Raw genomic sequence first — 26,318 nt, forward strand, 5'->3', positions numbered from 1 at the left:
TTTGACCCAAACCAAACCCCGACTGAGCTCAAGCATGCCGGTGCTAATGACACCGCAGCCAAGTCTCACCTATCGACTCGTGAGCTATCTACTTGTGTTTCCCATCTTCCGGGTTCTATTTAGGGGATGCACATATGGCAACGACAATGTTCCGCGTCAAGGTGCTGTTGTGGTCGTCGCCAACCACGGCTCTCACCTTGACCCGCCCCTCCTTGGCCATGCTCTTGGGCGGCCTGTGGCCTTCATGGCCAAAGCAGAACTGTTCCGGATCCCCTTTTTAGGAGCAATCATCCGTGCCTGTGGTGCTTACCCCGTGAAACGCGGCGCCAGTGACAGGGAAGCCATCCGCATGGCAACTGCCCGCCTGGACGAAGGCTGGGCCATAGGGGTCTTCCTTGATGGCACTCGCCAAGCCAACGGCCGCGTCAATGCCCCCATGCCTGGGGCCGCACTGCTAGCGGCTCGCAGCGATGCGCCCCTACTTCCAGTAGCGATCATCAATAGCCACCGTGCCCTTGGTAAACGTGGACCATTACCCCGACTCATACCAATACAACTTCGAATCGGCAAACCGATCCCCCCACCTTCCAGCCGTCGTAAAAACGACTTGGAAGCCACCAGCGCAGAACTCCAAAAAAGAATCAATGCGCTGCTGGATCAAGGACTTTTGAATTCGGCAGAAGAACGTCTCCGCCGCCAGCGCTGAGTGCCTCTGGCCAGCGCCGCTGGGCCCACTCCTTAAGATCGAGACCTGTCGCCACCCAAGCCCAAGCCCTTACCCAATCGCTGATCCGCTTGCGCAACCCCTCCTCCCGACATTGATTAGCGCAAGAGACAGAGATGCCTGTCAGGCGAATCCCTCGGCTACCAGCCACAACATGACCCACGGCCATGGAACGGGGCAAATGATCCTCACTAGTCACCAGTAAGACATGTTGGATGCCCTTTAACCGCAGTTCATCCACAAGAGACGTGAAGTTACCCAGGGTGTCCTTAGCGCGGTAGTCGAGCTGAACCTGACTCGGAGGAATCCCCACCTCACGAACCAACCACTGGGCATATTCCAGGTTGCTACCACCACTAACCACCAGAGGCAAATTCAAATCCCTCGCTAATCGGATGCCAAGATGCTCACGATCAACATCACCTCCTAGTACCAAGATCAACTGAGGAGGCTTCCCATTCGTTAGCGCTTGCCGATAAGGACGCAAAGGTCCGGCAGCAATTAGCCAGAACAAGAGGCCTCCTACAACAATCGTCCCAGGACGACACCAACTCCTCAAGGCGAGACCACCACCGGAGATGTCGGATAAATAGGAAGCACATCAGTCCAGGCGACCTCCTGGCCCAAACTGTGCGCCGTGGCGCATAGCTCAAGTAAAAGCTCCACATCCTTCGCCACATCATCTTGGGCATCAAGGGCAGGGAAGGCCTTGAAATCCTCTGCTAACAAATGGGGCGATTCCAACTCCACAACAACCTTTGCAGCGCCAACTTCTGCAGCCATTTGCAACTGATAACGACCAGCCACAGTTCCTCGCCGGGGCAGGGTTTTCACGATCCAAAATGGCTGCTCCATTTGCTCATGGCTTAACGCAACCGCCAACCGAGGAGCCATCAAAGCAAAACTGCTCACCCCATCGAGGGAACAACCAAGCTGCTGGGCCAGAGTTCTTGCCATCACGACGGTTAAACGAGTCCCGGTAAATCCGCCAGGACCAATGGCCACGGCCAAGCGAGCCAACTGAGGCCAAGAGGCTGCTGGCAAAAGCTCCTCTACACAATTGAGCAAACTATTTGAGAGCCCGCGGCCCAGTGGGAAAGTTGCAGTACGCCGACTGGTCTTGGGATCACGGCAATCTTGAACAGCGACACCAAGCGTTTCTGAAGAACTGTGGAGTGCCAAAAGCAAAAAAGCCTGATCTTCTTCCAAGGATGAACCGGTCTGACAGCTCATCGAGGCAGCTCCTGACCAGGGCACAATCGCTTCCAGCGCCCATGATCTAAAAGAAAACTACCGCAGTCCCGTACATCCCATTCCACGCCTGTCACTCCTTCAGGCAAATCAATCACACTGATATGGATGCGTGGGTTCTGAGGCTCCAGATCCGGTGCCGCATTGAGATGGGCAACCCCGTGCTGCCGCTCCACCGCGTGATAGGCCTGGCAACGATCAACCCAGCGGCAGTCGACACAAATACACATGCCCTCCCTTCGCTCTGCTGCCCCCATTCTGGAGGGTGATCCCACCATCCGGGTCCAGGCCCTTTGGGAACAATTACATCCTGATCACTGGCCACTATCGATTCAAGACCTTCCTGCTGGAACGGTCCTAGTAGGAGGTGCCGTTCGTGATGGCCTCCTTGGCCGACTCCAGCAGCAACCAGATCTCGACTTCATTGTGCCCAGCAAGGCACTAGAGCTCACACGCATTCTGGCCAAGACACTGGGAGGCACATGTGTGGTGCTGGACGCAGAAAGGGACATGGCGCGATTGGTGATCAAAGGCTGGACCATCGACATCGCCGCCCAAGAGGGATCCACCCTTGAAGAGGACCTTTGGCGGCGGGACTTCCGTCTCAACGCCATTGCCCTCACCCTCGAAGCCACCCCTCAGCTCGTGGACCCAACGGGAGGGCTGAGTGATCTGAAGCAAAAAAAACTTGTTGCGGTACGTGAGCAAAACCTGCTCGACGATCCCCTGAGGTTGCTGCGCGGTCTGCGACTGATAGCCGAACTGCAGCTCAGCCTGGGAAAGCAAACCTTGGCGTGGATCAATTGCCACCACAGACTTCTGCCCCAAGCAGCTCCTGAACGAATTCAGGCAGAACTACAACGGATCGTGGCTGCGCCTTGGGCCGATGACGTGCTGCCGCTGCTGCTGCGCACTGGCCTACTGGATTGTTGGCAAAACAGCATTGAAAGAATCAGCCAACCAGCACCATGTTTAAAGGTTGCCAAATCCCTCAAACCTGAAGAGCAAGCCGTTGCACTTCCCTTGGCTCGTCTCACTCATCTGCTCAGCAATGAGGGGCTGAGCGCATTGCGCTTCAGCCGACGACAATGTCAACGCTGCCAACTCCTTCGTTACTGGGAAGAACGCAACGACGGTATGGCGTTTGCAAGCCTCAGCGAATTGGATCGGCTGCAATTGCACCTTGATCTAGAAACAGACCTTCCAGCCCTCATCCTGCAGCTCCCGCACATCAGCCAGATGCAGTGGCTAGAGCGTTGGCGGAACGCCGATGATCCTCTGTTCCACCCCTCACCTCCTGTGGACGGCTATGCACTGCAAAAGACCCTCAAACTCCCAAAAGGTCAAGCTCTAGGTGAGCTGCTTCGCCATCTCTGCAAAGAAAAAGCCTTTGGCCGGGTACAGAATCGAAAGCAAGCTTTTAAGGCGGCAACTTACTGGTGGGAACAAAAACAAACCTTGCTGTGATTAACTGCTCTGGCAATAAGGACATCGATCGGCCTGATCCACATCCTTTTCTCATTCCCCTCTCTTTTTCATGAGCGTTCGCCTTTACATCGGCAACCTGCCGCAAACTTTTGAAAGCAAAGAGCTGGAAACGCAGCTGGCCAGCGTTGGAGATGGGATTCGCTTCAAGGCAGTTCTCGACCGAGAAACCGGAGGTTGTCGTGGATTCGGCTTCGCTAATGTCAATGATGAGAAAATTGCCAATGCGGTAATTGAACAGTTCAACGGCCGAGAATTCAACGGAAACAACTTGCGGGTTGAGCGTTCTGAACGCCGCAATACAAACGAAGGATCCGGTGGTGGTTCACGCCGCAACGGTACAAATTCAAGCGGCAATGCCCCAGGATCAGCCAGAAAATCGGCCAACAAAGTTGTACACAGTGATGCGCCTGCTGAAGAAGCACCCGACCCACGTTGGGCTGGAGAACTTTCCAAACTGAAGGATCTCCTCGCCAATCAAAAGACAACTGTTTGAACTGAACCGTTACTCCTCTTTCAAAATCTGTTTGTCCAGCCTCAGCGTGCTTGGGCCATCAGATATGACAGAGGAAGATCAACCAACTTCATCCAGCGACTCACATAAGCCCGATTATTAAAAACGTCATAGTCCAAGCGTTCTATGGAATCGAGGATCCCTCTATAAAGTCGCAATGAAGCCCATACTGGCCAACGGGCATCTTGAGATAGCCAGCGCACTCCAGCTTCCGACCGGGCAAACCACTCGCGAGCACGCTCCAATTGGAAAGCCATCAAATCCTTCCAAGCACTATTCAAACGTCCAGCCATCAAATCAGCTTCTGAATAACCAAATCGGTCGAGATCTTCCTGGGGAATATAAATACGGCCACGACTACGGTCCTCTCCGACATCACGAAGAATGTTGGTCAGTTGATTGGCAATTCCCAGAGCAATAGCAGCATCTGATGTCTCTGGAGAAGAACTCCAAGGGGCTGTTGTGTATGCAGGGTCAAGACCCATGACGTGCTGGGTCATCAAACCCACAGTCCCTGCCACTCGATAGCAATAGAGCTCTAGCTGCTGAAAGGTGGCGTATCGATGCTGATTCAAATCCATGCGCTGCCCCTCAATCATGTCCAGATAAGGCTGTATGGACTGAGGGAAACGTTCAAGAGTGTCTGCCATGACCGCATCCAGGCCATCGCGCACCTGGCCAGCGAACATGGCTCGAGTGCGTTCTTCCCATTGATCCAGCCGATTTGCTAATTCTGAAACAGGACGCGTCTGAGCCTCGGCGCTATCCATCAGCTCATCAGTTCGCCGACACCACACATAGATGGCCCAAATCGCTCTGCGTTTGATCGAAGGAAGCAACATGGTGCCGAGATAAAAGGTTTTCGCCCACTGAGCTGTTTCCTTCCGACAAGCCTCATAAGCCTCATCAAGACTCAAGCAAGCCTGAGCACTGATAATCGACGAATCCGGCGCTAGCTGAGTCATTCTTCAGGCCTGGAGAGGCTTGCTAACAGACTGGGCCGTGGATAACTTCTCCCCACAGCTATCCACGGCATTTGCACACAACTTGCCGCTGAGAACCGCACCCTCCATCGACGCCAGGTATCGCTGCATTGTGAAGTCACCAGCGAGAAAAAAGTTGGCAATCGGAGTCTCCTGGCTCGGGCGAAGCTTCTGACACCCAGGGGTGGTCTTATAAACCGAAAGGGGTGTCTTAATGACCTTGTACTTGCGCAGTTTGGCCTGTTTTTCGCCTGTGAAGTGCATCGGGAAAAGCTTCTTGAGCTCAGCCAATGTGGCTTCGATGATGTCCTCATCGCTACGGCCGATCCAATCTTTGGCTGGAGCAAAGACCAGTTCCAACATAGAGCGATCTGGATCTGCGTACTCCTTGCAGGTAATGCTCATATCGGCGTAGACACTCAAAAGAGGGGAACGACTGAAGAGCAGGTGATCGATATCCGTGAGCTTGCGGTCGAACCAGAGATGAATGTTGATCACTGGAACACCGCGCAGTCCGTCGAGTTTGCGAAACACCTCCATCTGCTTCCAAGGGGCCGGCAAAAGCAATTTGAGCGGATCCACAGGAAGAGCACTTACATAAGCATCGGCTTGAACATTCCTAGATTCACTCCCAGGCTCACCTCCAATCAGAAAGCTCGCCACACTGCTGTCTTCACTGAGCTTGATCTCCCGCAAGGGGCTGTTGAGATAAACCTCGCCACCATGAGACTGAATATGCTCCACCATCGGTTGACAAAGCCGCTCAGGAGGGGCCCCATCAAGGAAGGCCATCTTGGAACCATTCTTTTCCTGAAGAAATCGATTGAGCGCCGTGAGGATGACAGTGGCTGAAATCTCATCAGGGTCAATAAAGTTCAATGCCTTGCTCATGGCGATGAAAACCTCCTCATTCACCCGCTCAGGGATGTTGTGGATCCTCAGCCATTCAGTCCAAGAATATTGATCACACTCCTCCACGTAATCCTGGCCTCGCAACATTGCCGGTACGAGACCCAAGCCGAAGGCAACCTTCTCTGGCCAGCTGAGCAAATCGTTATTACCTAAAATGGCAGCCACTCCATTGAATGGAGCTGGAAGATCAGGAAAGTCAAAGCGGCTGTATGTTCCAGGCTCCTCAAGCTGGTTGAAGATCATCGAGTGACTTTTCCACTGCAAACGCTCCTCGATGCCCAATTCTTGGAACAACTGGAGCATATTTGGATAAGCCCCAAAAAAGATATGTAAACCAGTCTCATACCAATCACCATCGTCATCCTTCCAAGCCGCAACTTTGCCCCCAAGCACATCACGAGACTCATAAACAACTGGAATGTGTCCCGCATCAACTAGATATTTGGCACATGAGAGTCCAGCCAGACCTGCTCCTGCGATGGCAACGCGCATGCTTCTCACGACAAGTAAACATCAACCCTAAAAGGAGCCCTCCCCCATTCTCTTCCTAGAGTCCCTTCACTTGCTCTAGCGGACCCCATTGCGGGACCGGTCCATGCCATGAACGAGACCCTATTGAAGTGCACGACCCGACACGTCAGGATCTTCACGGCCAGGGTTGAAAACAATGATCTCGTTCCAGACCCCGACCAGCTCACGCTTGATCTCGATCCTGATAACGAGTTTCTATGGACAGAATCCGTCACAAAAGAGATCCAGCAACGCTTCGCAGAGTTGGTGGCCTCGCATGCCGGAGGCGAACTTAGCGACTACAACCTGCGCAGAATTGGCTCAGAACTCGAAGGAACAATCCGAAAGCTGCTTCAGGCTGGAAAATTAAGCTACAACCCAGAGTGCCGCGTGCTGAACTACTCCATGGGGCTCCCGCGTACCCCTGAGCTGTTGTGAATCGCTCCCGTTACAACCGCCAATCGCCTCCTGAGAGCTATGGCCAAGAGGGAGGGCGCGGGGACCGCTACTCGCGCCGCAACCGCTATGAAAGCGATGACTCCAGCTATGACCGTTCCCCTTCAAGTCGTTCTGGCCCTCCCACCCCACCAGGAGGAGGAGGCAATGGCATCCGCTTGAATACAGCCAGCCTGGCTGTACTCGCAGGGGTTCTGATCGTTGGGATCGGGATCGGCAGTGCTGTCACTAGCACCACCCAAGGCGACCAAGGAAACATTGCCAGCAGTCAGCAGCTGGACATGGCTGTGCCTGATCCTGAATTCTGTCGGCAATGGGGGGCCAGCGCCTTCGTCATCGACGTTGAGATGTACACCACGCTTAACCCTTCAAGCAGTTTTGTCACACAGCCCAGCCTGCAGCCTGGCTGTGTCATTCGTAGGGAAAACTGGACGGTGCTGGAAAAACAAGGTGCAGTCACCAATAACCAGGTGAGAGAGTGCAAGCAACGCATGAACACCTTCGCTTATATCGGTTCAATCCGCGATAAACCCATCGTCCGCTGCGTCTACCAGACAGATATCAGAGAGAATAAATTTATTACTAAAGGAGTTGCTGACGATTCCGTGGGCGTAACACCGGAAGCTGATCAATTCTGAGTCGACTCTTAACCATTGCCATCTGCAAGAACGGCCCTGTTCTGACGAATGGGGCTGTCGGCACTAGCAAACACTGGCAGCACATCACGCCTAAAGGCTTCTGCTGCGCGTGAACAGTAACGCGCAGGATGGCTGATCAACTTCAGCTGACGACGCACCTGCAGATCAACCACCAACGGTTTGTGCACTGTGCCGGCGGTTAGTTCACGTTCAATCGATACCACAGGCAAAAAGGCTGCCCCAAGACCAGATTGAACTGCATTCTTGATCGCCTCAAGAGAGTTGAGCTCCATCTCTATCCGCAAGCGCTGCACATCCAAGCCAGATCGAGCTAGGAGCTGGTCCAGCATCTTGCGAGTGGTGGACTGGGAATCAAGACTGATAAAACCCAAGCGATAGAGATCTTCCTTGGTGAGTTCAACAAGCCGAGACAAAGGATGTTTCACCGGAAGAACCAGGGCCAGTTCATCGCTGGCGTAAGGCACAACCTGAAGAAGATCGTTGAGCTCCGATGGCAGCTCGCCTCCAATGATCGCTAGATCAATTTGACCATTGGCAATGCTCCAGCCGGTGCGTCGGGTGCTGTGCACTTGCAATTGCACGGCCACGTCCGGGTACTTTTGGCGAAATAAGCCAATCATGCGCGGCATCAAATAGGTGCCAGTCGTCTGGCTAGCCCCAATCACTAATGATCCACCTTTGAGGTCATGAAGATCATCAAGAGCTCGGCAGGCTTCCTGACACTGACTAAGAATCCGCTCGCAGTAGCTCAACAGAAGTCGGCCCGCTTCGGTTAGCTGAGCCTTGCGGCCCCCACGATCAAACAAGGAGACCTCTAACTGCTTCTCCAGGTTCTGAATCTGCAGGCTCACCGCCGGCTGAGTGACATAAAGGCTATCGGCTGCTTTCTTAAAGCTGCCCTCACTCACGATGGCGTGGAGGATGCGCAACTGATCGAGTGTGAACGGCAGATCGGCCATGGAGGACCTGCCAACCCGGCAGTAACAACAGAAAAACTGTAAGCGGAAAAGCCTGGACGCCAGAATCGATAATCATTGCCACTGCCGCTTGGCACAATTGTCATCCACTGGGCTCCATCACAGCACCCTTGTGATGCTTGTTCTGTTGTTTCTCTTCGCTGTGATCCACAGCGGCGGAGCAGCCCTACGTAGCCATGCCGAAACCAGGATCGGGGCTAGGGCATGGCGATTGATTTTTGCAGCAACAAGCATTCCCTCCGCTGTGGTGGTGATCGGTTACTTCCTCGCACATCGCTATGACGGGGTGCGGCTCTGGAATCTGCAAGGGGTCCCAGGCATGGTGCCAATGATCTGGGTCCTCACGGCCATAAGTTTCCTCTTCCTCTATCCCGCCACCTACAACCTGCTGGAAATCCCAGCCTTGCTCAAGCCGAAAGTACGGCTTTATGCCACGGGGATCATCCGCATCAGTAGACATCCCCAAGCCATTGGCCAAATCCTCTGGTGTTTCTCCCATGCGCTCTGGATTGGCAGCAGCTTCATGCTGGTGACTTGTTTAGGGCTGATCGGCCATCACTTATTTGCTGTTTGGCATGGCGACCGCAGATTGCGAGCCCGCTTCGGCGATGCTTTTGAGGAACTGCGTCAAAAAACCTCCGTAATCCCCTTCAGGGCGGTGATCGATGGACGACAACAATTGCTATGGCAAGAAGCTTTGAAGCCTTCCCAGCTCGGCATCGCTATCGCTGTGGGAGTGTTCTGGTATGCCCATCGCTTCATCCCCATCGGCAGCGCGGCCTTCCTCTCCTCCAAGCTGGAAGGCCTGCTGAGCTGAATTGCCTACACTCCCATGATCCTGCCTGGACCGGATGACCTCGGCCGCCGACCTCGCCTGGTTAATCCCGGTGTTCCCCCTACTCGGAGCGATCGCCACAGGCCTGGGACTAATCAGTTTCAACCGCACCATTAACCGCCTGCGTAAGCCGGTAGCTCTGCTGCTGCTCACCTCTCTAGGTGCTGCCGCCGTCTTGAGCTATGCAGTCCTCGCCGAGCAGCTAACCGGTGAGGCACCTGTCGAACATCTCTTCATCTGGGCCAGCGCCGGCAGTTTCATTCTGCCAATGGGTTATGTGATTGATCCCCTTGGAGCCGTGATGCTTGCCCTGGTCACCACCATCGCTCTGCTGGTGATGATCTACTCCCACGGCTACATGGCCCACGACAAGGGCTACGTGCGTTTCTTTACCTATCTAGCCCTATTCAGCAGCTCGATGCTGGGCTTGATTATCAGCCCCAACCTTCTCGAAATCTATGTGTTTTGGGAGCTGGTAGGGATGTGCTCATATCTCCTGGTGGGCTTCTGGTACGACCGAGATGGTGCCGCCCATGCAGCTCAAAAGGCTTTTGTCGTCAACCGTGTGGGTGATTTTGGCTTGCTCCTTGGCATTCTCGGACTCTTTTGGGCAACGGGCAGTTTTGATTTCAATGGCATTGCTAATGGCTTGTCAGATGCCATCGCGAACGGCTCCGTTCCAGGCTGGGCGGCATTGACCTTATGTCTATTGGTCTTCATGGGGCCGATGGCCAAGTCAGCACAATTCCCCCTTCATGTTTGGCTTCCCGATGCCATGGAAGGACCCACACCAATTTCAGCTCTCATCCATGCGGCAACCATGGTGGCAGCCGGTGTCTTCCTCGTTGCCAGGCTCGAACCTCTCTACAGCCAGTTCCCCATGGTGGGTTTGGTGATCGCCGTGATCGGCACGATCACCTGTTTTCTAGGAGCGTCCATCGCGCTCACCCAGATGGACCTCAAGAAGGGACTGGCTTACAGCACGGTGTCTCAACTTGGATACATGATGCTGGCGATGGGCTGCGGCGCTCCCGTAGCAGGAATGTTCCACCTGGTGACCCATGCCTTTTTCAAGGCCATGCTTTTCCTTGGCTCAGGTTCAGTGATCCACGCCATGGAAGACGTTGTTGGTCACGAGCCCATCCTGGCCCAAGACATGAGGCTGATGGGCGGCCTGCGCCAAAAAATGCCGATCACAGCCATCACCTTCCTGATCGGCTGCATTGCCATCAGCGGTATTCCCCCTTTAGCAGGCTTCTGGAGCAAGGACGAAATTCTTGGACAAGCATTCACAACCTTCCCATTGCTCTGGGTTGTGGGCTTTCTGACAGCAGGGATGACAGCCTTTTACATGTTCCGCCTCTACTTCCTCACATTTGAAGGGCCATTCCGCGGAGAAGACAAAACCCTTCAGGCAAACCTGCTTGCTGCTGCGGGCAAAGGCAGTGAAGACGAGCATCCTCATCAAGGCGGGGTCCTGCATGAGTCGCCTTGGTCCATGACTCTGCCATTAGCAGTCTTGGCAGTGCCCTCGATGCTGATTGGTCTACTCGGCACCCCCTGGAACAGCCGCTTTGCAGGCCTGCTCAACCCAGAGGAGGCCCTTGAAATGGCCGCAACATTCAACTGGAGTGAATTCCTGCCACTCGCAGGTGCTTCAGTGGCGATCTCAACAGCAGGCATCAGCTTGGCTGTCTTGGCTTATGCACTGCACCGCCTCGATCTCGAAGAACTATTTGCCAATCGTTTCCCTGTCATCAATACCTTTCTGGCCAACAAGTGGTATTTGGATGACATCAATGAAAAGATCTTCGTACGCGGCAGCCGCAAACTGGCTCGTGAAGTGCTTGAAGTGGATGCCAAGGTGGTTGACGGCGTGGTGAATCTCACCGGCCTACTCACGCTTGGAAGTGGCGAAGGTCTTAAGTACTTTGAAACAGGCCGCGCTCAGTTTTACGCCCTCATCGTTTTCGGTGGTGTCATCGCTTTGGTCGTGCTTTTCGGCGTCCTAGGCAGTCCTGTGAGCTGATAAACCAAATTGTGTGTTATCCCCTATCGATGCAGTGTCAGAACGCCAAGCATTTCTACACTCCGACCAGTGCTGAAAAGGCCTGTCCGTGCTGGAGTTTGCCATAAGCGCACCCTTGGACACAGGTGCCGAGCTGCTGAGCGATCAGGTGAGCGCTAACTTCCCCTGGCTGAGCCTCTCAATTCTGTTCCCGATTGTGGGGGCCTTTCTGGTGCCGTTCATCCCTGATGAAGGGGAGGGTAAGCAGGTTCGTTGGTTTGCACTCGGCATCGCCCTGGTGACCTTTCTGATTACCGTGGCTGCCTACCTATACGGCTATGAACCCAGTCTGAGCGGCTTACAACTATCCGAACGGGTGAGCTGGCTACCTGATCTGGGCCTCACCTGGGCCGTCGGAGCAGATGGCATCTCGATGCCACTCATTCTGCTCACCAGTTTCATCACAGCACTGGCAGTCCTGGCAGCCTGGCCAGTGACGTTCAAACCCAAGCTGTTCTTTTTCCTGATACTGGCAATGGATGGCGGCCAGATCGCAGTATTTGCCGTTCAAGACATGCTGCTGTTCTTCCTGGCCTGGGAACTGGAATTGTTGCCGGTCTACCTGCTGCTAGCGATCTGGGGTGGCAAAAAAAGGCAATATGCAGCCACAAAATTCATCATTTATACCGCTGGCAGTTCGCTGTTCATTCTGCTGGTGGCCCTAGCCATGGGGTTCTTTGGCGGAGGCACACCCAACTTCGAATACACCAACCTCGCCCAACAAAGCTTTGGTACAGGTTTCCAGTTGCTCTGTTACGCCGGACTGCTCATTGCCTTCGGCGTCAAGCTGCCAATTGTGCCTCTACACACCTGGCTACCAGACGCCCATGGAGAAGCAACAGCGCCAGTTCACATGCTGCTTGCAGGCATCCTGCTGAAGATGGGCGGCTATGCCTTGATGCGCTTTAACGCTCAACTGCTACCTGAAGCCCATGCCCAGTTCGCCCCACTTCTCATCGTGCTTGGGGTGGTCAACATCATCTATGCCGCTCTCACCTCCTTCGCCCAGCGCAACCTCAAACGCAAGATCGCCTATAGCTCAATTAGCCACATGGGCTTTGTACTGATCGGCATTGGCAGCTTCAGTGCCCTAGGAACGAGTGGCGCCATGCTGCAGATGATCAGTCATGGCCTAATCGGCGCCAGTCTGTTCTTCCTTGTAGGAGCCACCTACGACCGCACCCACACCTTGCAACTTGATGAGATGGGAGGAGTGGGTCAAAAGATGCGAATCATGTTCGCCCTATGGACTGTCTGTGCACTCGCCTCCCTCGCTCTGCCTGGCATGAGTGGTTTTGTTTCTGAATTAATGGTGTTCGTGGGCTTTGCTACCGATGAGGCCTACACGCTGACTTTCCGGATTGTGATTGCAGGGCTTGCGGCAATCGGCGTCATCCTTACCCCCATCTATCTACTCTCAATGCTGAGAGAAATCTTCTTTGGCAAAGAGAATGACCAACTTGTCTCCCATACCAACCTGGTTGATGCCGAACCAAGAGAGGTTTACATCATTAGCTGCTTACTCGTGCCGATAATCGGCATTGGCCTCTACCCCCGACTCATGACCGATAGCTATACCGCATCCATCCAAGAATTAGTAAAGCGAGATGAGTTAGCCCTGCAACGCATCAAAAAACCCTCAGCATTGATGATTCGAAACACCACCATGACGCCTGCTGTGGTCTCATCCCCAAGTCTGCCGATCACTCAAACGCGATAGGAGCAGCTCCCTAGGAAGTAAGAGCTTCAGCCTTTCTTTGCACAGCGAACCACCCTGAAGTCTGCAGAAGCAATGATTAGCTAGTTGCTGTTTTAAGGGATTCGCCAGATCATTTTCATCTTGATCTTTTGCCTCGAACTCAACAAAGCGATTCACAATTATCTCGAGCCCTTTTGGATGTTATTGCAGGTCTAAGGGCTAACAATAGATGCTTATTCTCTGCCGGGAGTGGCTGATCTAGAACCATGCCAAGCAATCCCGACCTCAGCCTCTAAGCCACCAACTCAACCGACCAAGACCAAGCAAGACGATCAAACTTTGAGACGAAAGCTGACTAGAAACCACCTCATCAGCTTCCTCCCAACACAATTCATATAACTCTTTAAAGGCATGATGATCTATGGAATCCCCCTAGCGCGCGCCTAACAAGATCGATAACTTATTTCAAGCGTGATCTTTACCTTGCAGGATGATGGACTGAACAGGGGGGCTGATTCAGGCGCACGCCTTGCAATCCGCCTGCTGCAAGATGCCGCAGAGCGAGGTGAATTAGATCCCTGGGATGTCGATGTGATCGCTGTGGTTGATGGTTTCCTCGATCAACTACGCCAGCGAATTGAGGTGCCCCAGCAAGTGGCCGCACAAGTTCAACGGCAAGGCGGCAGTTATGAACAGGATTTAGCAGACAGCAGCGAAGCCTTTTTGGCCGCATCAGTCCTGGTTGGTCTCAAAGCAGAGGTTCTCGAAGCCCAAACCTTTCCGCCGGAACCTCTGTTTGAAGAAGGCTTCGAAGCAGAGCTGGGAGAGCAAGGCTGGCTAGATCCAAGTTTTGCGCTTCCCAGGCGCCCAGAGCGCCACCTCTTACGTCGTCCGGCAGCACCACCACCCCTTCGCAGGCCAGTGACTCTTGGCGAGCTCATCGAACAACTGGAATCCATCGCCGAACAACTCGAATCCGACGAACTGCAACAGCGACGCCGCAAACGCAATAAACGTTTGAGCGAGCGTGAGGCCATTGCCCAAGTCACCGCTCTGGCGCACCGGGAAAAACTTCCTGAAACGACTGCAGCCTTAGGAGTTTTCCTCAACGATTGGGAGCAGGCCCTGCACTGGGTTGATTTCGAGCAGTTGGTTGGTCAGTGGGAAAAAGTCTCAGCAGCAGACCTGGACACTGATCGGGTGGGCGTGTTCTGGGCTCTGTTATTTCTATGCTCACAGGGAAAAGTGGAACTGGCACAGGAAGGATCCCTCTATGCCCCCCTACGACTGAAGCGACTGCTGGCCCCAGGAACCATTGCTCAGCTCCCGCTTACCAGCCTTAACGTGCCAGCTGCCACTCCGGCCGAGGTCGTGAATGCCGCTTGAATGGAGGTCTATGTTGTTTAACCGAGCTGAGGCCTAACAACGCCAATGAAGGCGATGATTTTGGCGGCCGGCAAAGGGACTCGCGTCCAGCCGATCACCCACGTGATCCCCAAGCCGATGATTCCCATCCTTCAGAAACCCGTGATGGAGTTTCTGCTCGAACTGCTGAAGGAGCACGGATTCAAAGAAGTAATGGTGAATGTGTCTCACCTAGCTGAGGAAATTGAAAACTACTTCCGCGATGGCCAGCGCTTTGGCGTAGAAATCGCCTACAGCTTCGAGGGACGCATCGAAGAGGGAGAACTGATTGGTGACGCCCTTGGTTCCGCTGGCGGCCTCAAAAAAATCCAGGATTTTCAACAATTCTTTGATGACACCTTTGTGGTGCTCTGTGGCGACGCCCTGATTGATCTCGACCTCTCAGAAGCCGTGAAACGCCATCGTGCCAAAGGCGCTCTGGCGAGCTTGGTGACCAAACGAGTCCCCAAAGATCAAGTCAGCAGCTATGGCGTGGTGGTCACAGACGAGAATGATTGTGTTCAGGCATTCCAAGAGAAACCCTCCACTGATGAAGCGCTGAGCGACACAATCAACACAGGCATCTATCTCTTTGAACCAGAGATTTTCGAGCACATTCCTTCCGACCAACCCTTCGATATCGGCTCTGACCTATTCCCCAAGCTGGTGGAGATGGGCTTACCATTCTTCGCCCTACCTATGGATTTCGAATGGGTGGACATTGGCAAGGTCCCTGATTATTGGAGAGCCATTCGCAGCGTGCTGCAAGGAGAGGTTCGCCAAGTAGGCATTCCTGGCAAGGAAGTCCGTCCTGGGATCTACACAGGATTGAACGTTGCCGCGAACTGGGACAAGATCAATGTGCAAGGTCCAATTTATGTGGGTGGCATGACCCGCATCGAAGATGGAGCAACAATTATTGGGCCATCAATGATCGGCCCTAGCTGTTGCATCTGCGAAGGGGCAACAGTGGACAACTCGATCATCTTTGACTATTCCCGTATTGGAGCTGGTGTGCAGCTGGTGGAAAAGCTGGTGTTTGGCCGTTACTGCGTTGGCAAAAACGGCGATCACTTTGACCTTCAAGAAGCAGCCCTTGATTGGCTGATCACCGATGCAAGGCGCCAAGACCTTGTGGAACCATCTCCTCAGCAGAAGGCCATGGCCGAACTCCTTGGCACAGACCTCACACCGGCACCAAGCTGATTCCAGCCTGATTAAGAATCTCGGGGATGCGCTCTTCTGCTTTCACGGCCATCAGATGGACTCCCTGGGTAAGAGACAAGTAACTCCTGACCTGCTCAGCAGCAATAGCGATCCCCTCAGCCATTGGATCAGATGCTTGCTCCAGCCGAACCACAAGTGATTCAGGAATGCATGCTCCAGGCACAACCCTATTAATGAAGCTTGCATTACGAGCTGATTTCAGCAAAAACACCCCAGCAAGCACAGGCAACCCAAGGGGATTGGCCACCTCATTGCAAAAGTGTTCAAGCACAGCGGGTTTCATCACCATCTGAGTCTGAAGAAAGCGAGCGCCGGCCTCCTTCTTTCGTTCGAGGCGACGCCGCAGACCACTCAAGCTCTGGCAATTGGGATCAGCAGCGGCCCCAGCAAACAAAGCAGTCGCTCCATCAGGGAGTAATCCCGAAACAGGGTCCTCAGCACGGTTGAAGGCAGCGACCTGATGCAGCAATTTCACCGACTCGTAGTCATGAACAGGTCTCGCCTCAGGTTGATCACCAACCCGAACCGGATCACCTGTAAGGCAGAGCACGTTGCGAATACCCAGAGCATGAGCTCCAAGTAAATCTGATTGAAGGGCGATCCGATTGCGATCACGGCAAGCGAGCTGCAAAATCGGTTCAAGCCCCTCATCTAACAGCAACCGGCAGAGAGCAAGGCTGCTCATCCGCATCACTGCACGGCTGCCATCAGTCACATTGATGGCATGAACAAAACCTTTCAAACCTTGAGCCATCATCAAGGAATGAACAGGATCTGCACCACGAGGAGGCATGACCTCAGCAGTGATCGTCACCGCTCCGGCCTCGATGGAGCGCTGCAAGGCTGAACTCAAATCAAGATGTCCTTCACTTACTCACCAACTATGAGGGATCGCTTGCCCAAAGTCTGCGTAAGATGACCGGAGATAATCAATGGGGAGGAAATGGCCACAGGCAAAATCCCCAGTTCCATTCATATCTCACTCTCTTCAAGGGAAATGGAAATCATTGACCTTGTCGCCGATGGTCTAACCAATCAAGAAATCGCTGAAAAGCTAACCATCAGCAAGCGAACTGTCGACAATCATGTCAGCAACATGTTCACCAAAACAGGCTCAAAAAATCGTGTAGCCCTTCTGAACTGGGCCATGGATCACGGCAAGATCTGCCGCGATGGTTTCAATTGCTGCTCCTTGCCAGACGACTCCGACTCTGACTCCTAAACCCAAGCACAGCGGGCTCTGGGATGGACATCAAAGAACATCCTTCGGACTCAAGATCAAACAACTCGACATAGGCCATACAAGCCTCACGATCCCGGCACGTAAAGCGGAGGATGCCATCGGTATCGTACAAACCAAACACAAGTTGCCTTCCCGCAGCCTCTGCTGCCCGAACAACCAGTTCACTCGATCGGAACTGTTAAGAGATTATAAAGGCCCTTGGGGCGCTTTGGTCAAGCCAGGCCGTAATCTCGGCGCCTATGATCTGACCATTGCTGAATCGGGGTGCGTGCCAAAGCGGCATTGTTCCACTCAGATGCACCAGTCACCTCCTGCCAACACCACGTGGGAATCTCTAGCCGATCCTCCGCAGAGACAAGTTCCGCCTCCGCTAGTACAAGAGGAGCATTAGCTCCTTCAAAGCAATCGACCACCCAATCACCACCTTTAAGGCTGAGTTCATAACGTGTCTTGATCAGACGATCAGGCGCCAAACCCCAGAGAGCCTCTGCATCGACTAGAGGGATCTGATATTCGAACTCATGGCGAGCAATACCCTCAGCAGGAGCCTTGAGGGTGAGCCAAGCCTGCTCCATCGCCATGATTCTCATCCTGACAGTGAACCCTTGAGGAGACCCGGCCAGGTAACCCTGACGCAAAGGCAAGGCCGGTCCTGCCAAAGATCTCCACTCTTCTCCCACCACCAAAAACCTCCGTTCGATCTCGAGGCCCATGAGCTTCAGCTGGGAGATGGTTGATTGTTGAGCAGACTTCCCGCCCAATGCAGCTTGTGCGTGAGAGTTCTGTAATAAGAGGGGCTCTGTTCAAGAACCACCATCAATGCATGGTGCCGAGCCCTCTGAACAACACAACACTGGCCTGGTTCAAGCAGGGCACCACTCGCCCCATCTTTCCAGAGCTTCACCCGGCGAGTGTTTTCTCCCAGAAGCCCAATCACGAGCCGTGAAGCTGGAGGCACGATGACGGGACGACTAGAGAGACTCATCGGACAAATTGGACTCACGATGATGGCATCAATGCCAGGGTGAAGAATCGGCCCTCCAGACGCCATCGAGTAGCCGGTAGACCCTGTGGGTGTCGCCAAGATCAAACCATCGCCACGGTAATGATCCACCACCTCACCATCGATCTCTAGTTCAAGGGTGCAGGTAGGCGACACATCATCGCGATAAGGACGCATATAAAAATCATTCAGGGCCCAGTGCGGTGCCTTAGTCCCATTCAAATCCTGGAGCGAAGCAGTAGGTCGAGCAGTTCGTTCAGCAAGGGAGCGGCTGTCCACTGCAGCCTGCAACATCATCCTGCGCTCCAAAGCAAAGTTGTCCTGCAACAATCGCTGCCATAGCTGACCGCCATCAAGCAAACAGCGTTCATGCGTCAGAAAACCTAGATGCCCTCCGACGTTGAAACTAAGGATTGGTACATCATGAACGGCAAGATGACGGGCTGCACCGAGCACCGTGCCATCGCCCCCAAGCACAACAGCCAAATCAGGCAGGCCGGCTTCTGAGGCCAATAAATCGGGGAAAGGGTTGGCCGTCACTCCACTCATGGCCATCACCACTGTCACTCCTAGCGCTTGGAGCTCGTCAACACAACAACATGCTTCACGATGCGCAGAATGACTTCCCGCCCGATAGATCACCCAGACCAAATCGAGACGCATGCCTGGGTCTCCTTACCAGCGCAGCAGATTGAAGCGCTCCATATCCACAGTGACGCGATTGCGGTACAAGGAAAGGAGGATCGCAAGACCCACAGCTGCCTCTGCAGCAGCAACAGTAATCACAAACACAGCAAAGACCTGACCGCGGATCAGATCACCATCAATATATGAAGAGAATGCCATCAGATTGATATTCACCGCATTGAGCATCAGCTCAATGCTCATCAAAACCCGAACAGCATTACGGCTATTGATCAGCCCCCACACGCCGATACAGAAAAGCATCGCAGCAAGCAAGAGATAGGCCTGAAGAGGAACAAGACCGGACGAGGACTCGAGCATGGGATCAATCAGGGGAAAAAGCAAAGTGTCCTGAACTGATCAGGGCGTGGACTTATCGACAAGCAACGGGGTTTGAGCCTTCTCGATCAGACCCTGATTGACAGCATCACCTGTACCAACATCAGTCTCCAGCACATCTCTGCGGGCCAACACAATTGCACCGATCATGGCCATCAGTAGAAGCACAGACGCCAGCTCAAAAGGCAAAAGGTAGTCAGTAAATAGGTGTTCGCCAATTCGCTCAGTAGCCCCTACTCCAATCGCTGCGGGGCCCGGCACTGCCCAGGGTGTGGTGATCACCACACGAAAGAAAAGAACAAACAATCCTGCACAAACTCCACCAGAGAGCAGCCTTCGAATCGGCAATCCCTCGATCGGCTTCAAATCTTCTCGCTTGTTGACCAGCATGATCGCGAAGAGAATCAGCACGTTGACTGCACCCACATAAACCAGCACCTGTGCTGCTGCAACAAAACTGGCATTTAGGAGCAGATAGAGACCAGCCACAGCCATAAATACGCCACCAAGCAAAAAGGCGGAGTAGACGATATTGCCCAGCAAGACGACACCAAGACTGCCGAGGACCACCACGGCGCCTAGTACCAGGAAACAGATTAATTCTGTGGAAGTAGCAATCGTCATCCGCTGGGCTGGTCTTGATCAGAAGCATCCTGCAACGATTGTCCCTCATCCCCTTGAACAGACTCTTGTTGCAAGCTCAGACTCTTGAGCGCCTCTGCCGGGAGCTTTCCGGCACGAGGTTGATTGGCAGGGACATCATGGGGATCCATCACCCCTTTAGGCAGATAGGCCAGCTCTCGTAAAGGCTGCACAGATGGGTCTGTCGTCACACTGGTTGGCAAACGACCCAATGCAACATTGTCGTAGTTCAGGCTATGGCGATCGTACGCAGCCAGCTCATATTCCTCTGTCATCGATAAGCAATTGGTAGGGCAGTACTCCACACAGTTGCCACAGAAGATGCAGACACCGAAATCAATGGAATAATTGCGCAGCTCCTTTTTCTTCGTCTCCTTATTCATCACCCAGTCCACAACAGGCAGGTTGATGGGACAAACCCTGACGCAAACCTCACAAGCAATGCATTTATCAAACTCGTAGTGGATACGACCGCGATAACGCTCTGAGGGGATGAGCTTCTCGTATGGATACTGCACCGTGATCGGACGCCGGCGCAGGTGATCGAATGTGACCGCAAGGCCCTGGATCAGATAGTTCGCCGCATCCGCAGCGTCGCGGGTGTAGTCAGCAACTTTTTTGAGGAACCCGAACATGCGAAAGGAACCTCTAAGAGGCCCACTAGGAGCATTCCAGAAATCCTACAAGCTTTTTAACCAGGATAAGTAAAAGTGCTTAGCCCTCCCAGGACGAGATCCAGCACCTTCAAGCGCTTTGGCTACATCAACCACCAAAGGCAACAGGGAAAGCCAACTTAAGAGCAGCGGTAATCAGCAGATTTCCAAGAGCGATCGGCAAAAGAAACTTCCAGCCCAAATCAAGCAATTGATCAATGCGTACGCGTGGAGTAGTCCAGCGCAACAAGATGGCTAAGAACACCAGTAGATAAGCCTTCAGCACTGTCATCACAATGCCAACGGAGCCAGTGATCACCTGCAGCAAGGGAGCATCAACCGACTGACCAAGCCAACCAGCCAGCCATTCCACCGGGATGGGGAAGCCCCATCCCCCTAGATAGAGCACTGCGACCAACAAGGACGAAAGCACAAGGTTGATGTAACTACCGAGGTAAAACAGGGCAAACTTCATCCCTGCGTACTCGGTCTGATAACCCGCCACCAGCTCTTCCTCAGCTTCAGGGAGATCGAAAGGAAGTCGTTCGCACTCGGCCAGGGCACAGATCCAAAAGATCAAAAAGCCCACAGGCTGCCGCCACACATTCCAGCTCAGCAAGCCAGCACCATTTTGTTGGGCAACAATGTCGACCGTGCTAAGCGAATTGCTCATCATCACCACTGCCAGAACAGCCAAGGCAAGAGGGATTTCGTAACTGATCGATTGAGCTGCAGCCCTCAGCCCACCCAAGAGTGAGTACTTGTTATTAGAGGCATAGCCACTCATCAATAGGCCAATGGGCTGAATGCTGCTAAGGGAGATCCAGAGGAAAATCCCTATCCCCACATTGCTGATCAGCAGATTTTGACCAAAGGGCACGATCAGCCAGGAGAGGATCACAGGCACAAGCACCAGGACCGGACCAAGAGTGAACAGCAAGCCATCCGCCCTGACAGGGATCACGTCTTCCTTCACCAGCAACTTCAAGCCATCGGCCATCGGCTGCAACACGCCGAGGGCGCCTGCGTATTCAGGGCCAATCCGCTGCTGAACAGCCGCCGAAATCTTCCGCTCTAGCCACACGGTGACCAAAACGCCCACCATCGCCGCAGTCAGCACCAACAGCATCGGTAGCGGCAGCCAAATGAGATGGGCCACCTGAGGGGAAAGCCCCAGCCCTTGTAATGACTGACTAAAGCTCAACTCCAGATCAAGGCCAGAACTCACCAAGCCGGAGGTTGCAGTGGCAAAGGTGGTCACCATGGTGATGGCTGAGCTGGCTGCAACTTAGGCGCCCGTAGAAGAGACACGCTCATCACTAGGGATCCAAGTTCTGTTCTGGGCACCTGTGTAAATCTGCGAAGGCCTGAAAATCCGATTCGCGCCAAGTTGCTCTCGCCAATGAGCTAGCCAACCAGCCACCCTTGAGATGGCAAACACAGGAGTAAAAAGATCGCGTGGAATTCCAAGCTTGCGATACACAAGACCGGAATAGAAATCCACATTCGGATAGATCCCTTTAGGGCCTAAACGGGTGGCAGCCGCCTGCTCCAACGCTTTGGCCACGTCGTACATCTCATCGGTGCCAAATCGGGCAAACAGCTCCTCTGCAAGACCCTGAAGGATCACAGCGCGAGGATCCTTGACCCGATATTCCCTATGGCCAAAGCCCATCACCTTGCGCTTAGAAGCAATCGCTTCATCCAAGTAATCACCAGCATGCTCTGGGCTGCCGATCTCTTCGAGCATCGCCAAAACATCCTCATTGGCTCCACCATGTAGAGGTCCTGCAAGGGTGCCCACTGCGGAGGCCACCACTGCATAAGGATCTGTGAGCGTACTGGCGGTCACGCGAGCACTAAAAGTACTGGCATTAAGACTGTGTTCCGCATGCAGAATCAAGCAGCGATCAAGAACCCTTGCCGCCAAAGGGTCCGGTTCACGCTCGGTGAGCATGTAGAGGAAATTGGCTGAGTAGGCCAGGTTGTCACGAGGCTGAATTGGATCTTGCCCTTTGCGAATCATCTTGAAGGCCGCCACCATCGTGGGAATCTTGGCGATCAGCCTCACCACAGCGTTATAGACGTACTTCGGGTCATCGATGGCTCGACGGGAATAGAACAGCCCCAGGGATGCCGCACTCGACTGAAGTGCATCCATCGGGTGCCCCGAAGCTGGGAAGCACTTCATCATGTCGCGTACCCGGAAACTCACGCGACGGTGCATCTGCACCTCAGCTTCGAAATCACGAAGTTGCTGTGGGCTGGGCAGATCGCCCCAGATCAACAGATAGGTGGTTTCCAAAAAGCTGCTATGCGCTGAGAGCTCCGCAATTGGATAACCCCGATAAGCAAGCCGCCCCTGCAGTCCATCGATATCACAGATGGCGGATTGGGTTACTGGCACTCCCTCCAGCCCCGGACGAAAGCTGACGCCACTGCGATCGTGGCGAATCTCCCCAAACTGCTCCTGCCCCACCGCATCTCGACAACTCCTTGGCAACCTAAGCGGAACAGGGCAACAACACCGTCGGCCTCAACAACACCTGCAGCGTTGCCCTGCCAGCAGGGCTTCGTTTCTGCTGCGACCATCTGAGGTGAGCAAAACCAGCCTTCTTCAACACCAGGCAGCCCGTAGGGATGCCAAGCAACCTTGCTGCTAGATGGGTCAAATCAGGTTCATGACCCACCAAAAGGCAGCGCCCAATCAATCCTTCAAGCAAAGGCCAAGGATCCCTGCCAGGAAGCAAGCCACTCTCGAATTCCACCCGCCCCGCCAGACCCGCCTGCTGCGCAAGTTCTGCCGTCTGAGCCGCACGCAGATAAGGACTACTCAGCAGACGATCAGCAGCAAAGCCAAGGCTTCGCAAGCGACGAGTGACCTCCATCGTGCGCAGAATTCCTTGCTCTGTAAGTGGGCGTAGCGAATCATCAACCCCATGGCAGCGCTGCTCAGCGATGCCATGGCGCAATAAGAAAAGATCAACCGAGGTTGAGGCGGGCACGCATACGAAGAGAAGAGCTTTGCTCATCCTGATCAGGCCCCACAGCCATGGCTAACCCCTGCACACTGGGCTGCAATGAACCACCAGCAAGCGTTTGCATCAACGTCCAGGGGCGCCAATGCTGAAGCTGCACGCGACCAGGACTTGCACCAAGAACCAGCTGTTGAGTAAGCGGACGATCATCTCGATTGAGATTGTTCAGCTGACGAAGACGAGGCTGCAACGCCTTGCCCTGCTTGCGCTGCTGCAGAGCCGCAAGGGTCTGACCCCACCAGGCCAGGTCTGGCTCTTCGGCCAAAGCCACGCCCAACTGAGCCTCAAGCAAGTTCTTACTGGAGCTTTGTTGACGTGCCAAGCGCGTCCACACCTGCAGAGATTCGTCATCAGACGGCAAATCCGAACGAATAAAACCCTGCTCAGTCAGCGCATCATCCACCACCGAGACAGCTGGATGGTCCTGCTTGGTCGCAACCACCCAGCCTTCGGGCTGCTGAAGCCACAACAATGGTCCATCGTCTAAACCAGCAATCGTGGCAGCCGAAGACAGTTCATTTGACGTCAACTGCTCACGCAGTAAAGGACCTAACCACTGCACCAGAGGATCCTGATCTGAGGGATCAAGTAATCGAGAAGGTGAACTCAGCAAAGCGAGTGCCTCCGCCTGACCACCAGCCGAGGCAGTGAGCTGAGCAAGACCATCAGCTGATCCAGCCTCACTCGCAACGGCTTCCAGGGGTTGCTGGAAACGCAACAGCCCTTCCAGGGCCAAATCGGACCCTTCAGGCTTCAAGGCAGCCACCAAACCCAACAGATCCTCACGCTGGCTGAGCGGCTTTGGTAGGCCTAACCAAGAATGAAGAGCGGGCGGCGAAGCGACCATCAGCGCCACACCATCACCAAGCTGGCGCACGATCTCGACAAGCTCCTGATCGCCAAGTTGATGCTGGTCAGACAACTGGGAAACATCAAGAGCCTGTTCCAATACCCCCCGGCCGGAGGCAAGCAACAGCAGGTCATCGTCGATCAATGCTGTTGCCAAAGGCTGGGGATTGCGTCCGCTCAAAGCCCCTTTGCCACTAATCACTCCCATCTCCCGATAGCGGCTGATCTGCAGATCTGTGCCAGCCAAGCTGCGTGCTTGCCAAAAGCGCTGCAAAAACCGCCTCGCGCCATCCTGATCTCGACTCTCTAGAACCAAAAGCCAACCCATGGATCCTTCTGGCACGTCGGGTTCCAACAAAGCCATGCTCACTTGCGGACCAAGCCAGTCGACCAACTCCGACTCAAAATCCAAACCAGCGAGTGCGAAAGCACCATCACGAATCTGCTGAGCACCATCACGAGCCTGACGACGGTTGCGTGCCGGCGCTACAGCCTGGGCATAGGCCGGCACACGCACTGGATCCATCAACCAATGAACGGCAAGAGCAGCCTCTCGAGGCACAAACCTTGCAGCACGTGGCAACTCCAGTGGCTGATCAACCAAACGAAGAGGGTTTTGGCGAGCCATAGCCCATCCAAGCCCCGCCACCAATGAGAACAGGACAAACACCGTGGCTAGCACGGCAATCAAAAACGGGCGGGCCTTCATGGGCCGGCAATGAGACTCTTTAGATCATCTTTATCCATTAATCGTCTGATCGTCTTGCGCCCAGTATGAAGCGCTCACAAAGTCAACAACAATGAGGCGATTGACAGGCCTCTTTGCGCAAGCCAACTGAATCGCGAACAGCCACACACTTACCGCCACAAAATCTTGTCTAGCTGCACGACGAAAAACACAAAAGCTGCAATCTGGAAAGAAGCATCGCTAGTTGGTGATGCTGGGTTGCAAGCAAACTGCGCCAACACTGAGGCCGGCTTAATGAGTTCGTGACAGATCACGAAAGCAGGACGACCCACCCGTACCATCAAGATCCCGACGTCACCGCTTTGGAGTCGCTACCGGCACGACAACAGCAGGTGCTTCAAGCAACGGTGCACCACTACGTGGACACGATTGAGCCCGTCGGCAGCAAAACCCTGGTGCAACGCTTTGGCCTCAAAGCCAGCGCCGCAACGGTTCGTTCGGCCATGGGAGCCCTTGAACAGCGTGGCCTGCTCACCCAACCTCATACCTCGGCGGGAAGAGTGCCGAGCCCGCAGGGCTATCGCCACTATGTGGACTGCTTGCTGCCGCCTCCAGGATCGGCGGCGCAGCACCTTGAACGGGAGCTAACAAACCTCAGTCTGCGCTGGGCAGCTCTCGATGACTTGATGTGGCAATTGGCCCGTCGCCTCACCGATTTCACCGGCCTGATGAGCTTGATCACAAGGCCCGCACGCCCTAAGCCAACGCTTCAAGCCGTACGCCTGGTGCGCAGTGGCGACCGGCTGCTGGTGATGCTGGTGGAAAGCTCCAACCAAGCCAGTCATCTCAATCTGCGGCTACCCCATGAAGCCAGCAACGAACTCGAAGCCATCGAAGAGTGGACCCGCGATCAACTGGCCACAACGGGCAACGGCAGCCTCGACTGGTCGAGCCTGCCACCGCAGCTCAATCTGAGCGGATCTTTACTACGAGAGGCAATTCACAGCCACAGCCAAGCTCAGACACCGGCTGAATCAGATGCAGTGTTCCATGGGATGTCAAGGCTGCTCGCCCAACCAGAATTCAGCAGTAGCGCCAGCCTCCAACCTTTACTTGAACTGATGGATACGCAGCCAGCTGCAGTGGTGCCAGTTGGCAATGAGCAACTGGGAGGCGTGTGGATTGGCGCTGAGCACCCCAAAAGCGCCCTGGAAGCCTGTTCCGTGGTGCAAGCGACCTATCACAGCTCCGGGGAAGGCATCGGCCAAGTTGCTCTGGTTGGGCCGATGCGAATGGCTTATGCCACAGCCAAGGCAGCCGTCAGCAGCGTGGCGAATCACCTTGAAAGGTTGCTCTGCTAAGCGAGACAACTAGCGATGAGTTGGAAGCTTTTTTGCTACGACTACTGATTTTCGGCAACTAGGTTTTCGGCGGAATAAACGGTTCAACAAAAGCTGGAAATGAGGCCCATGCAC

The 26,318-nt window shown here is 54.2% G+C and carries 28 protein-coding genes; 12 read left to right on the top strand and 16 right to left on the bottom strand.

Features of this window, described 5'->3' with window-relative positions:
- Window positions 1–34: 34 nt before the first annotated feature.
- Window positions 35–706, top strand: a complete 672-nt coding sequence (locus SIB66_RS01955; protein WP_236070385.1) for a lysophospholipid acyltransferase family protein — start codon at window positions 35–37, stop codon at window positions 704–706.
- On the opposite strand, the gene SIB66_RS01960 is transcribed toward SIB66_RS01955, so the two are convergent.
- From SIB66_RS01960 to SIB66_RS01970, 3 genes are read right to left on the bottom strand one after another with little or no spacing between them, the layout of a single operon-like run.
- A complete protein-coding gene (locus SIB66_RS01960) occupies window positions 642–1,283 on the bottom strand; it encodes a YdcF family protein (protein WP_063407413.1) in 642 nt (213 codons plus the stop codon). The two genes, SIB66_RS01955 and SIB66_RS01960, sit on opposite strands and share 65 nt — an antisense overlap.
- Entirely contained in the window at window positions 1,280–1,957 is a 678-nt protein-coding gene (tsaB, locus tag SIB66_RS01965; RefSeq protein WP_063407414.1) for a tRNA (adenosine(37)-N6)-threonylcarbamoyltransferase complex dimerization subunit type 1 TsaB, read from the bottom strand. Before tsaB ends, SIB66_RS01960 begins: the two co-directional genes overlap by 4 nt.
- Complete coding sequence (locus tag SIB66_RS01970) at window positions 1,954–2,205, bottom strand: Ycf34 family protein (protein ID WP_063407415.1); 252 nt, start codon at window positions 2,203–2,205, stop codon at window positions 1,954–1,956. The genes tsaB and SIB66_RS01970 overlap by 4 nt, the downstream gene beginning before the upstream one ends.
- Here SIB66_RS01970 and SIB66_RS01975 point away from each other — a divergent pair.
- Window positions 2,204–3,442, top strand: coding sequence for a tRNA nucleotidyltransferase (locus SIB66_RS01975; protein WP_063407416.1), 1,239 nt, complete (start codon window positions 2,204–2,206; stop codon window positions 3,440–3,442). The two genes, SIB66_RS01970 and SIB66_RS01975, sit on opposite strands and share 2 nt — an antisense overlap.
- A 70-nt stretch (window positions 3,443–3,512) precedes the next feature.
- The gene (locus SIB66_RS01980) at window positions 3,513–3,956 is read left to right on the top strand and encodes an RNA recognition motif domain-containing protein (RefSeq protein ID WP_011131367.1); all 444 of its coding nucleotides are present in this window, start codon (window positions 3,513–3,515) and stop codon (window positions 3,954–3,956) included.
- A gap of 41 nt (window positions 3,957–3,997) precedes the next feature.
- On the opposite strand, the gene SIB66_RS01985 is transcribed toward SIB66_RS01980, so the two are convergent.
- Together SIB66_RS01985 and pds are read right to left on the bottom strand one after the other, a co-directional pair.
- Window positions 3,998–4,939: a phytoene synthase gene (locus SIB66_RS01985; RefSeq protein ID WP_063407417.1), complete on the bottom strand. Its 942-nt coding sequence runs from the start codon at window positions 4,937–4,939 to the stop codon at window positions 3,998–4,000.
- A gap of 3 nt (window positions 4,940–4,942) precedes the next feature.
- Window positions 4,943–6,361, bottom strand: a complete 1,419-nt coding sequence (gene pds / locus SIB66_RS01990) for a 15-cis-phytoene desaturase (protein WP_063407418.1) — start codon at window positions 6,359–6,361, stop codon at window positions 4,943–4,945.
- A 108-nt stretch (window positions 6,362–6,469) separates the two neighbouring features.
- Between pds and SIB66_RS01995 the strand changes: the two genes are divergently transcribed.
- Both SIB66_RS01995 and SIB66_RS02000 read left to right on the top strand, forming a co-directional pair.
- Window positions 6,470–6,817: an NAD(P)H-quinone oxidoreductase subunit M gene (locus tag SIB66_RS01995; protein ID WP_063401022.1), complete on the top strand. Its 348-nt coding sequence runs from the start codon at window positions 6,470–6,472 to the stop codon at window positions 6,815–6,817.
- On the top strand, window positions 6,814–7,473 hold the full coding sequence (locus tag SIB66_RS02000; protein ID WP_063407419.1) for a DUF3172 domain-containing protein: 660 nt from the start codon (window positions 6,814–6,816) through the stop codon (window positions 7,471–7,473). The genes SIB66_RS01995 and SIB66_RS02000 overlap by 4 nt, the downstream gene beginning before the upstream one ends.
- 8 nt (window positions 7,474–7,481) lie before the next feature.
- Here SIB66_RS02000 and SIB66_RS02005 read toward each other — a convergent pair whose 3' ends face one another.
- Window positions 7,482–8,453: a LysR family transcriptional regulator gene (locus tag SIB66_RS02005; RefSeq protein ID WP_063407420.1), complete on the bottom strand. Its 972-nt coding sequence runs from the start codon at window positions 8,451–8,453 to the stop codon at window positions 7,482–7,484.
- 133 nt (window positions 8,454–8,586) lie between these two features.
- On the opposite strand from SIB66_RS02005, the gene SIB66_RS02010 reads away from it, so the two are divergent.
- From SIB66_RS02010 to SIB66_RS02030, 5 genes are all read left to right on the top strand, one after another.
- A complete protein-coding gene (locus tag SIB66_RS02010) occupies window positions 8,587–9,288 on the top strand; it encodes an NnrU family protein (protein ID WP_236070432.1) in 702 nt (233 codons plus the stop codon).
- Between the two features lie 34 nt (window positions 9,289–9,322).
- Entirely contained in the window at window positions 9,323–11,335 is a 2,013-nt protein-coding gene (locus SIB66_RS02015) for an NAD(P)H-quinone oxidoreductase subunit 5 (RefSeq protein ID WP_063421899.1), read from the top strand.
- Window positions 11,336–11,423: 88 nt separating this feature from the next.
- Window positions 11,424–13,094 carry an NAD(P)H-quinone oxidoreductase subunit 4 gene (locus tag SIB66_RS02020; RefSeq protein WP_063407422.1) on the top strand — a complete coding sequence of 557 codons (1,671 nt, stop codon included), beginning with the start codon at window positions 11,424–11,426 and terminating at the stop codon, window positions 13,092–13,094.
- Window positions 13,095–13,556: 462 nt separating this feature from the next.
- Window positions 13,557–14,459: a segregation/condensation protein A gene (locus SIB66_RS02025; protein ID WP_063407692.1), complete on the top strand. Its 903-nt coding sequence runs from the start codon at window positions 13,557–13,559 to the stop codon at window positions 14,457–14,459.
- Between the two features lie 45 nt (window positions 14,460–14,504).
- Window positions 14,505–15,683, top strand: coding sequence for a nucleotidyltransferase family protein (locus tag SIB66_RS02030; RefSeq protein ID WP_063407423.1), 1,179 nt, complete (start codon window positions 14,505–14,507; stop codon window positions 15,681–15,683).
- Here SIB66_RS02030 and SIB66_RS02035 read toward each other — a convergent pair.
- Complete coding sequence (locus SIB66_RS02035; protein WP_063407424.1) at window positions 15,664–16,557, bottom strand: methylenetetrahydrofolate reductase; 894 nt, start codon at window positions 16,555–16,557, stop codon at window positions 15,664–15,666. The genes SIB66_RS02030 and SIB66_RS02035 overlap by 20 nt on opposite strands.
- Before the next feature lie 90 nt (window positions 16,558–16,647).
- Between SIB66_RS02035 and SIB66_RS02040 the strand changes: the two genes are divergently transcribed.
- Window positions 16,648–16,926 (top strand): helix-turn-helix domain-containing protein, encoded by a 279-nt coding sequence (locus tag SIB66_RS02040; protein WP_063407425.1) that lies wholly within the window; start codon window positions 16,648–16,650, stop codon window positions 16,924–16,926.
- Window positions 16,927–17,159: 233 nt separating this feature from the next.
- On the opposite strand, the gene SIB66_RS02045 is transcribed toward SIB66_RS02040, so the two are convergent.
- The 9 genes from SIB66_RS02045 to SIB66_RS02085 all read right to left on the bottom strand — a co-directional run bounded on the left by SIB66_RS02045 (window position 17,160) and on the right by SIB66_RS02085 (window position 24,864).
- Window positions 17,160–17,660: a CYTH domain-containing protein gene (locus SIB66_RS02045; protein WP_063407426.1), complete on the bottom strand. Its 501-nt coding sequence runs from the start codon at window positions 17,658–17,660 to the stop codon at window positions 17,160–17,162.
- A 5-nt stretch (window positions 17,661–17,665) separates the two neighbouring features.
- Window positions 17,666–18,613, bottom strand: a complete 948-nt coding sequence (locus SIB66_RS02050) for an NAD(+) kinase (protein WP_063407427.1) — start codon at window positions 18,611–18,613, stop codon at window positions 17,666–17,668.
- Window positions 18,614–18,625: 12 nt separating this feature from the next.
- The gene (gene nuoK, locus SIB66_RS02055) at window positions 18,626–18,955 is read right to left on the bottom strand and encodes an NADH-quinone oxidoreductase subunit NuoK (RefSeq protein ID WP_011827260.1); all 330 of its coding nucleotides are present in this window, start codon (window positions 18,953–18,955) and stop codon (window positions 18,626–18,628) included.
- A gap of 39 nt (window positions 18,956–18,994) precedes the next feature.
- Complete coding sequence (locus SIB66_RS02060; RefSeq protein ID WP_011131383.1) at window positions 18,995–19,597, bottom strand: NADH-quinone oxidoreductase subunit J; 603 nt, start codon at window positions 19,595–19,597, stop codon at window positions 18,995–18,997.
- Window positions 19,594–20,250, bottom strand: a complete 657-nt coding sequence (gene ndhI / locus SIB66_RS02065; protein WP_063407428.1) for an NAD(P)H-quinone oxidoreductase subunit I — start codon at window positions 20,248–20,250, stop codon at window positions 19,594–19,596. The genes SIB66_RS02060 and ndhI overlap by 4 nt, the downstream gene beginning before the upstream one ends.
- Window positions 20,251–20,377: 127 nt before the next feature.
- The gene (gene nuoH / locus SIB66_RS02070; protein ID WP_236070433.1) at window positions 20,378–21,496 is read right to left on the bottom strand and encodes an NADH-quinone oxidoreductase subunit NuoH; all 1,119 of its coding nucleotides are present in this window, start codon (window positions 21,494–21,496) and stop codon (window positions 20,378–20,380) included.
- A 60-nt stretch (window positions 21,497–21,556) separates the two neighbouring features.
- Window positions 21,557–22,747: a citrate synthase gene (locus SIB66_RS02075; RefSeq protein WP_063407693.1), complete on the bottom strand. Its 1,191-nt coding sequence runs from the start codon at window positions 22,745–22,747 to the stop codon at window positions 21,557–21,559.
- 25 nt (window positions 22,748–22,772) lie between these two features.
- Window positions 22,773–23,273, bottom strand: coding sequence for a SixA phosphatase family protein (locus SIB66_RS02080; protein ID WP_236070386.1), 501 nt, complete (start codon window positions 23,271–23,273; stop codon window positions 22,773–22,775).
- A complete protein-coding gene (locus SIB66_RS02085) occupies window positions 23,251–24,864 on the bottom strand; it encodes a DUF3352 domain-containing protein (protein ID WP_063407431.1) in 1,614 nt (537 codons plus the stop codon). Before SIB66_RS02085 ends, SIB66_RS02080 begins: the two co-directional genes overlap by 23 nt.
- A gap of 281 nt (window positions 24,865–25,145) precedes the next feature.
- Between SIB66_RS02085 and hrcA the strand changes: the two genes are divergently transcribed.
- On the top strand, window positions 25,146–26,204 hold the full coding sequence (gene hrcA, locus SIB66_RS02090) for a heat-inducible transcriptional repressor HrcA (protein ID WP_063407432.1): 1,059 nt from the start codon (window positions 25,146–25,148) through the stop codon (window positions 26,202–26,204).
- The last annotated feature ends 114 nt before the right edge of the window (window positions 26,205–26,318 follow it).

It is taken from the genome of Prochlorococcus sp. MIT 1318 (assembly GCF_047304505.1).
GTDB lineage: Bacteria > Cyanobacteriota > Cyanobacteriia > PCC-6307 > Cyanobiaceae > Prochlorococcus > Prochlorococcus marinus_D.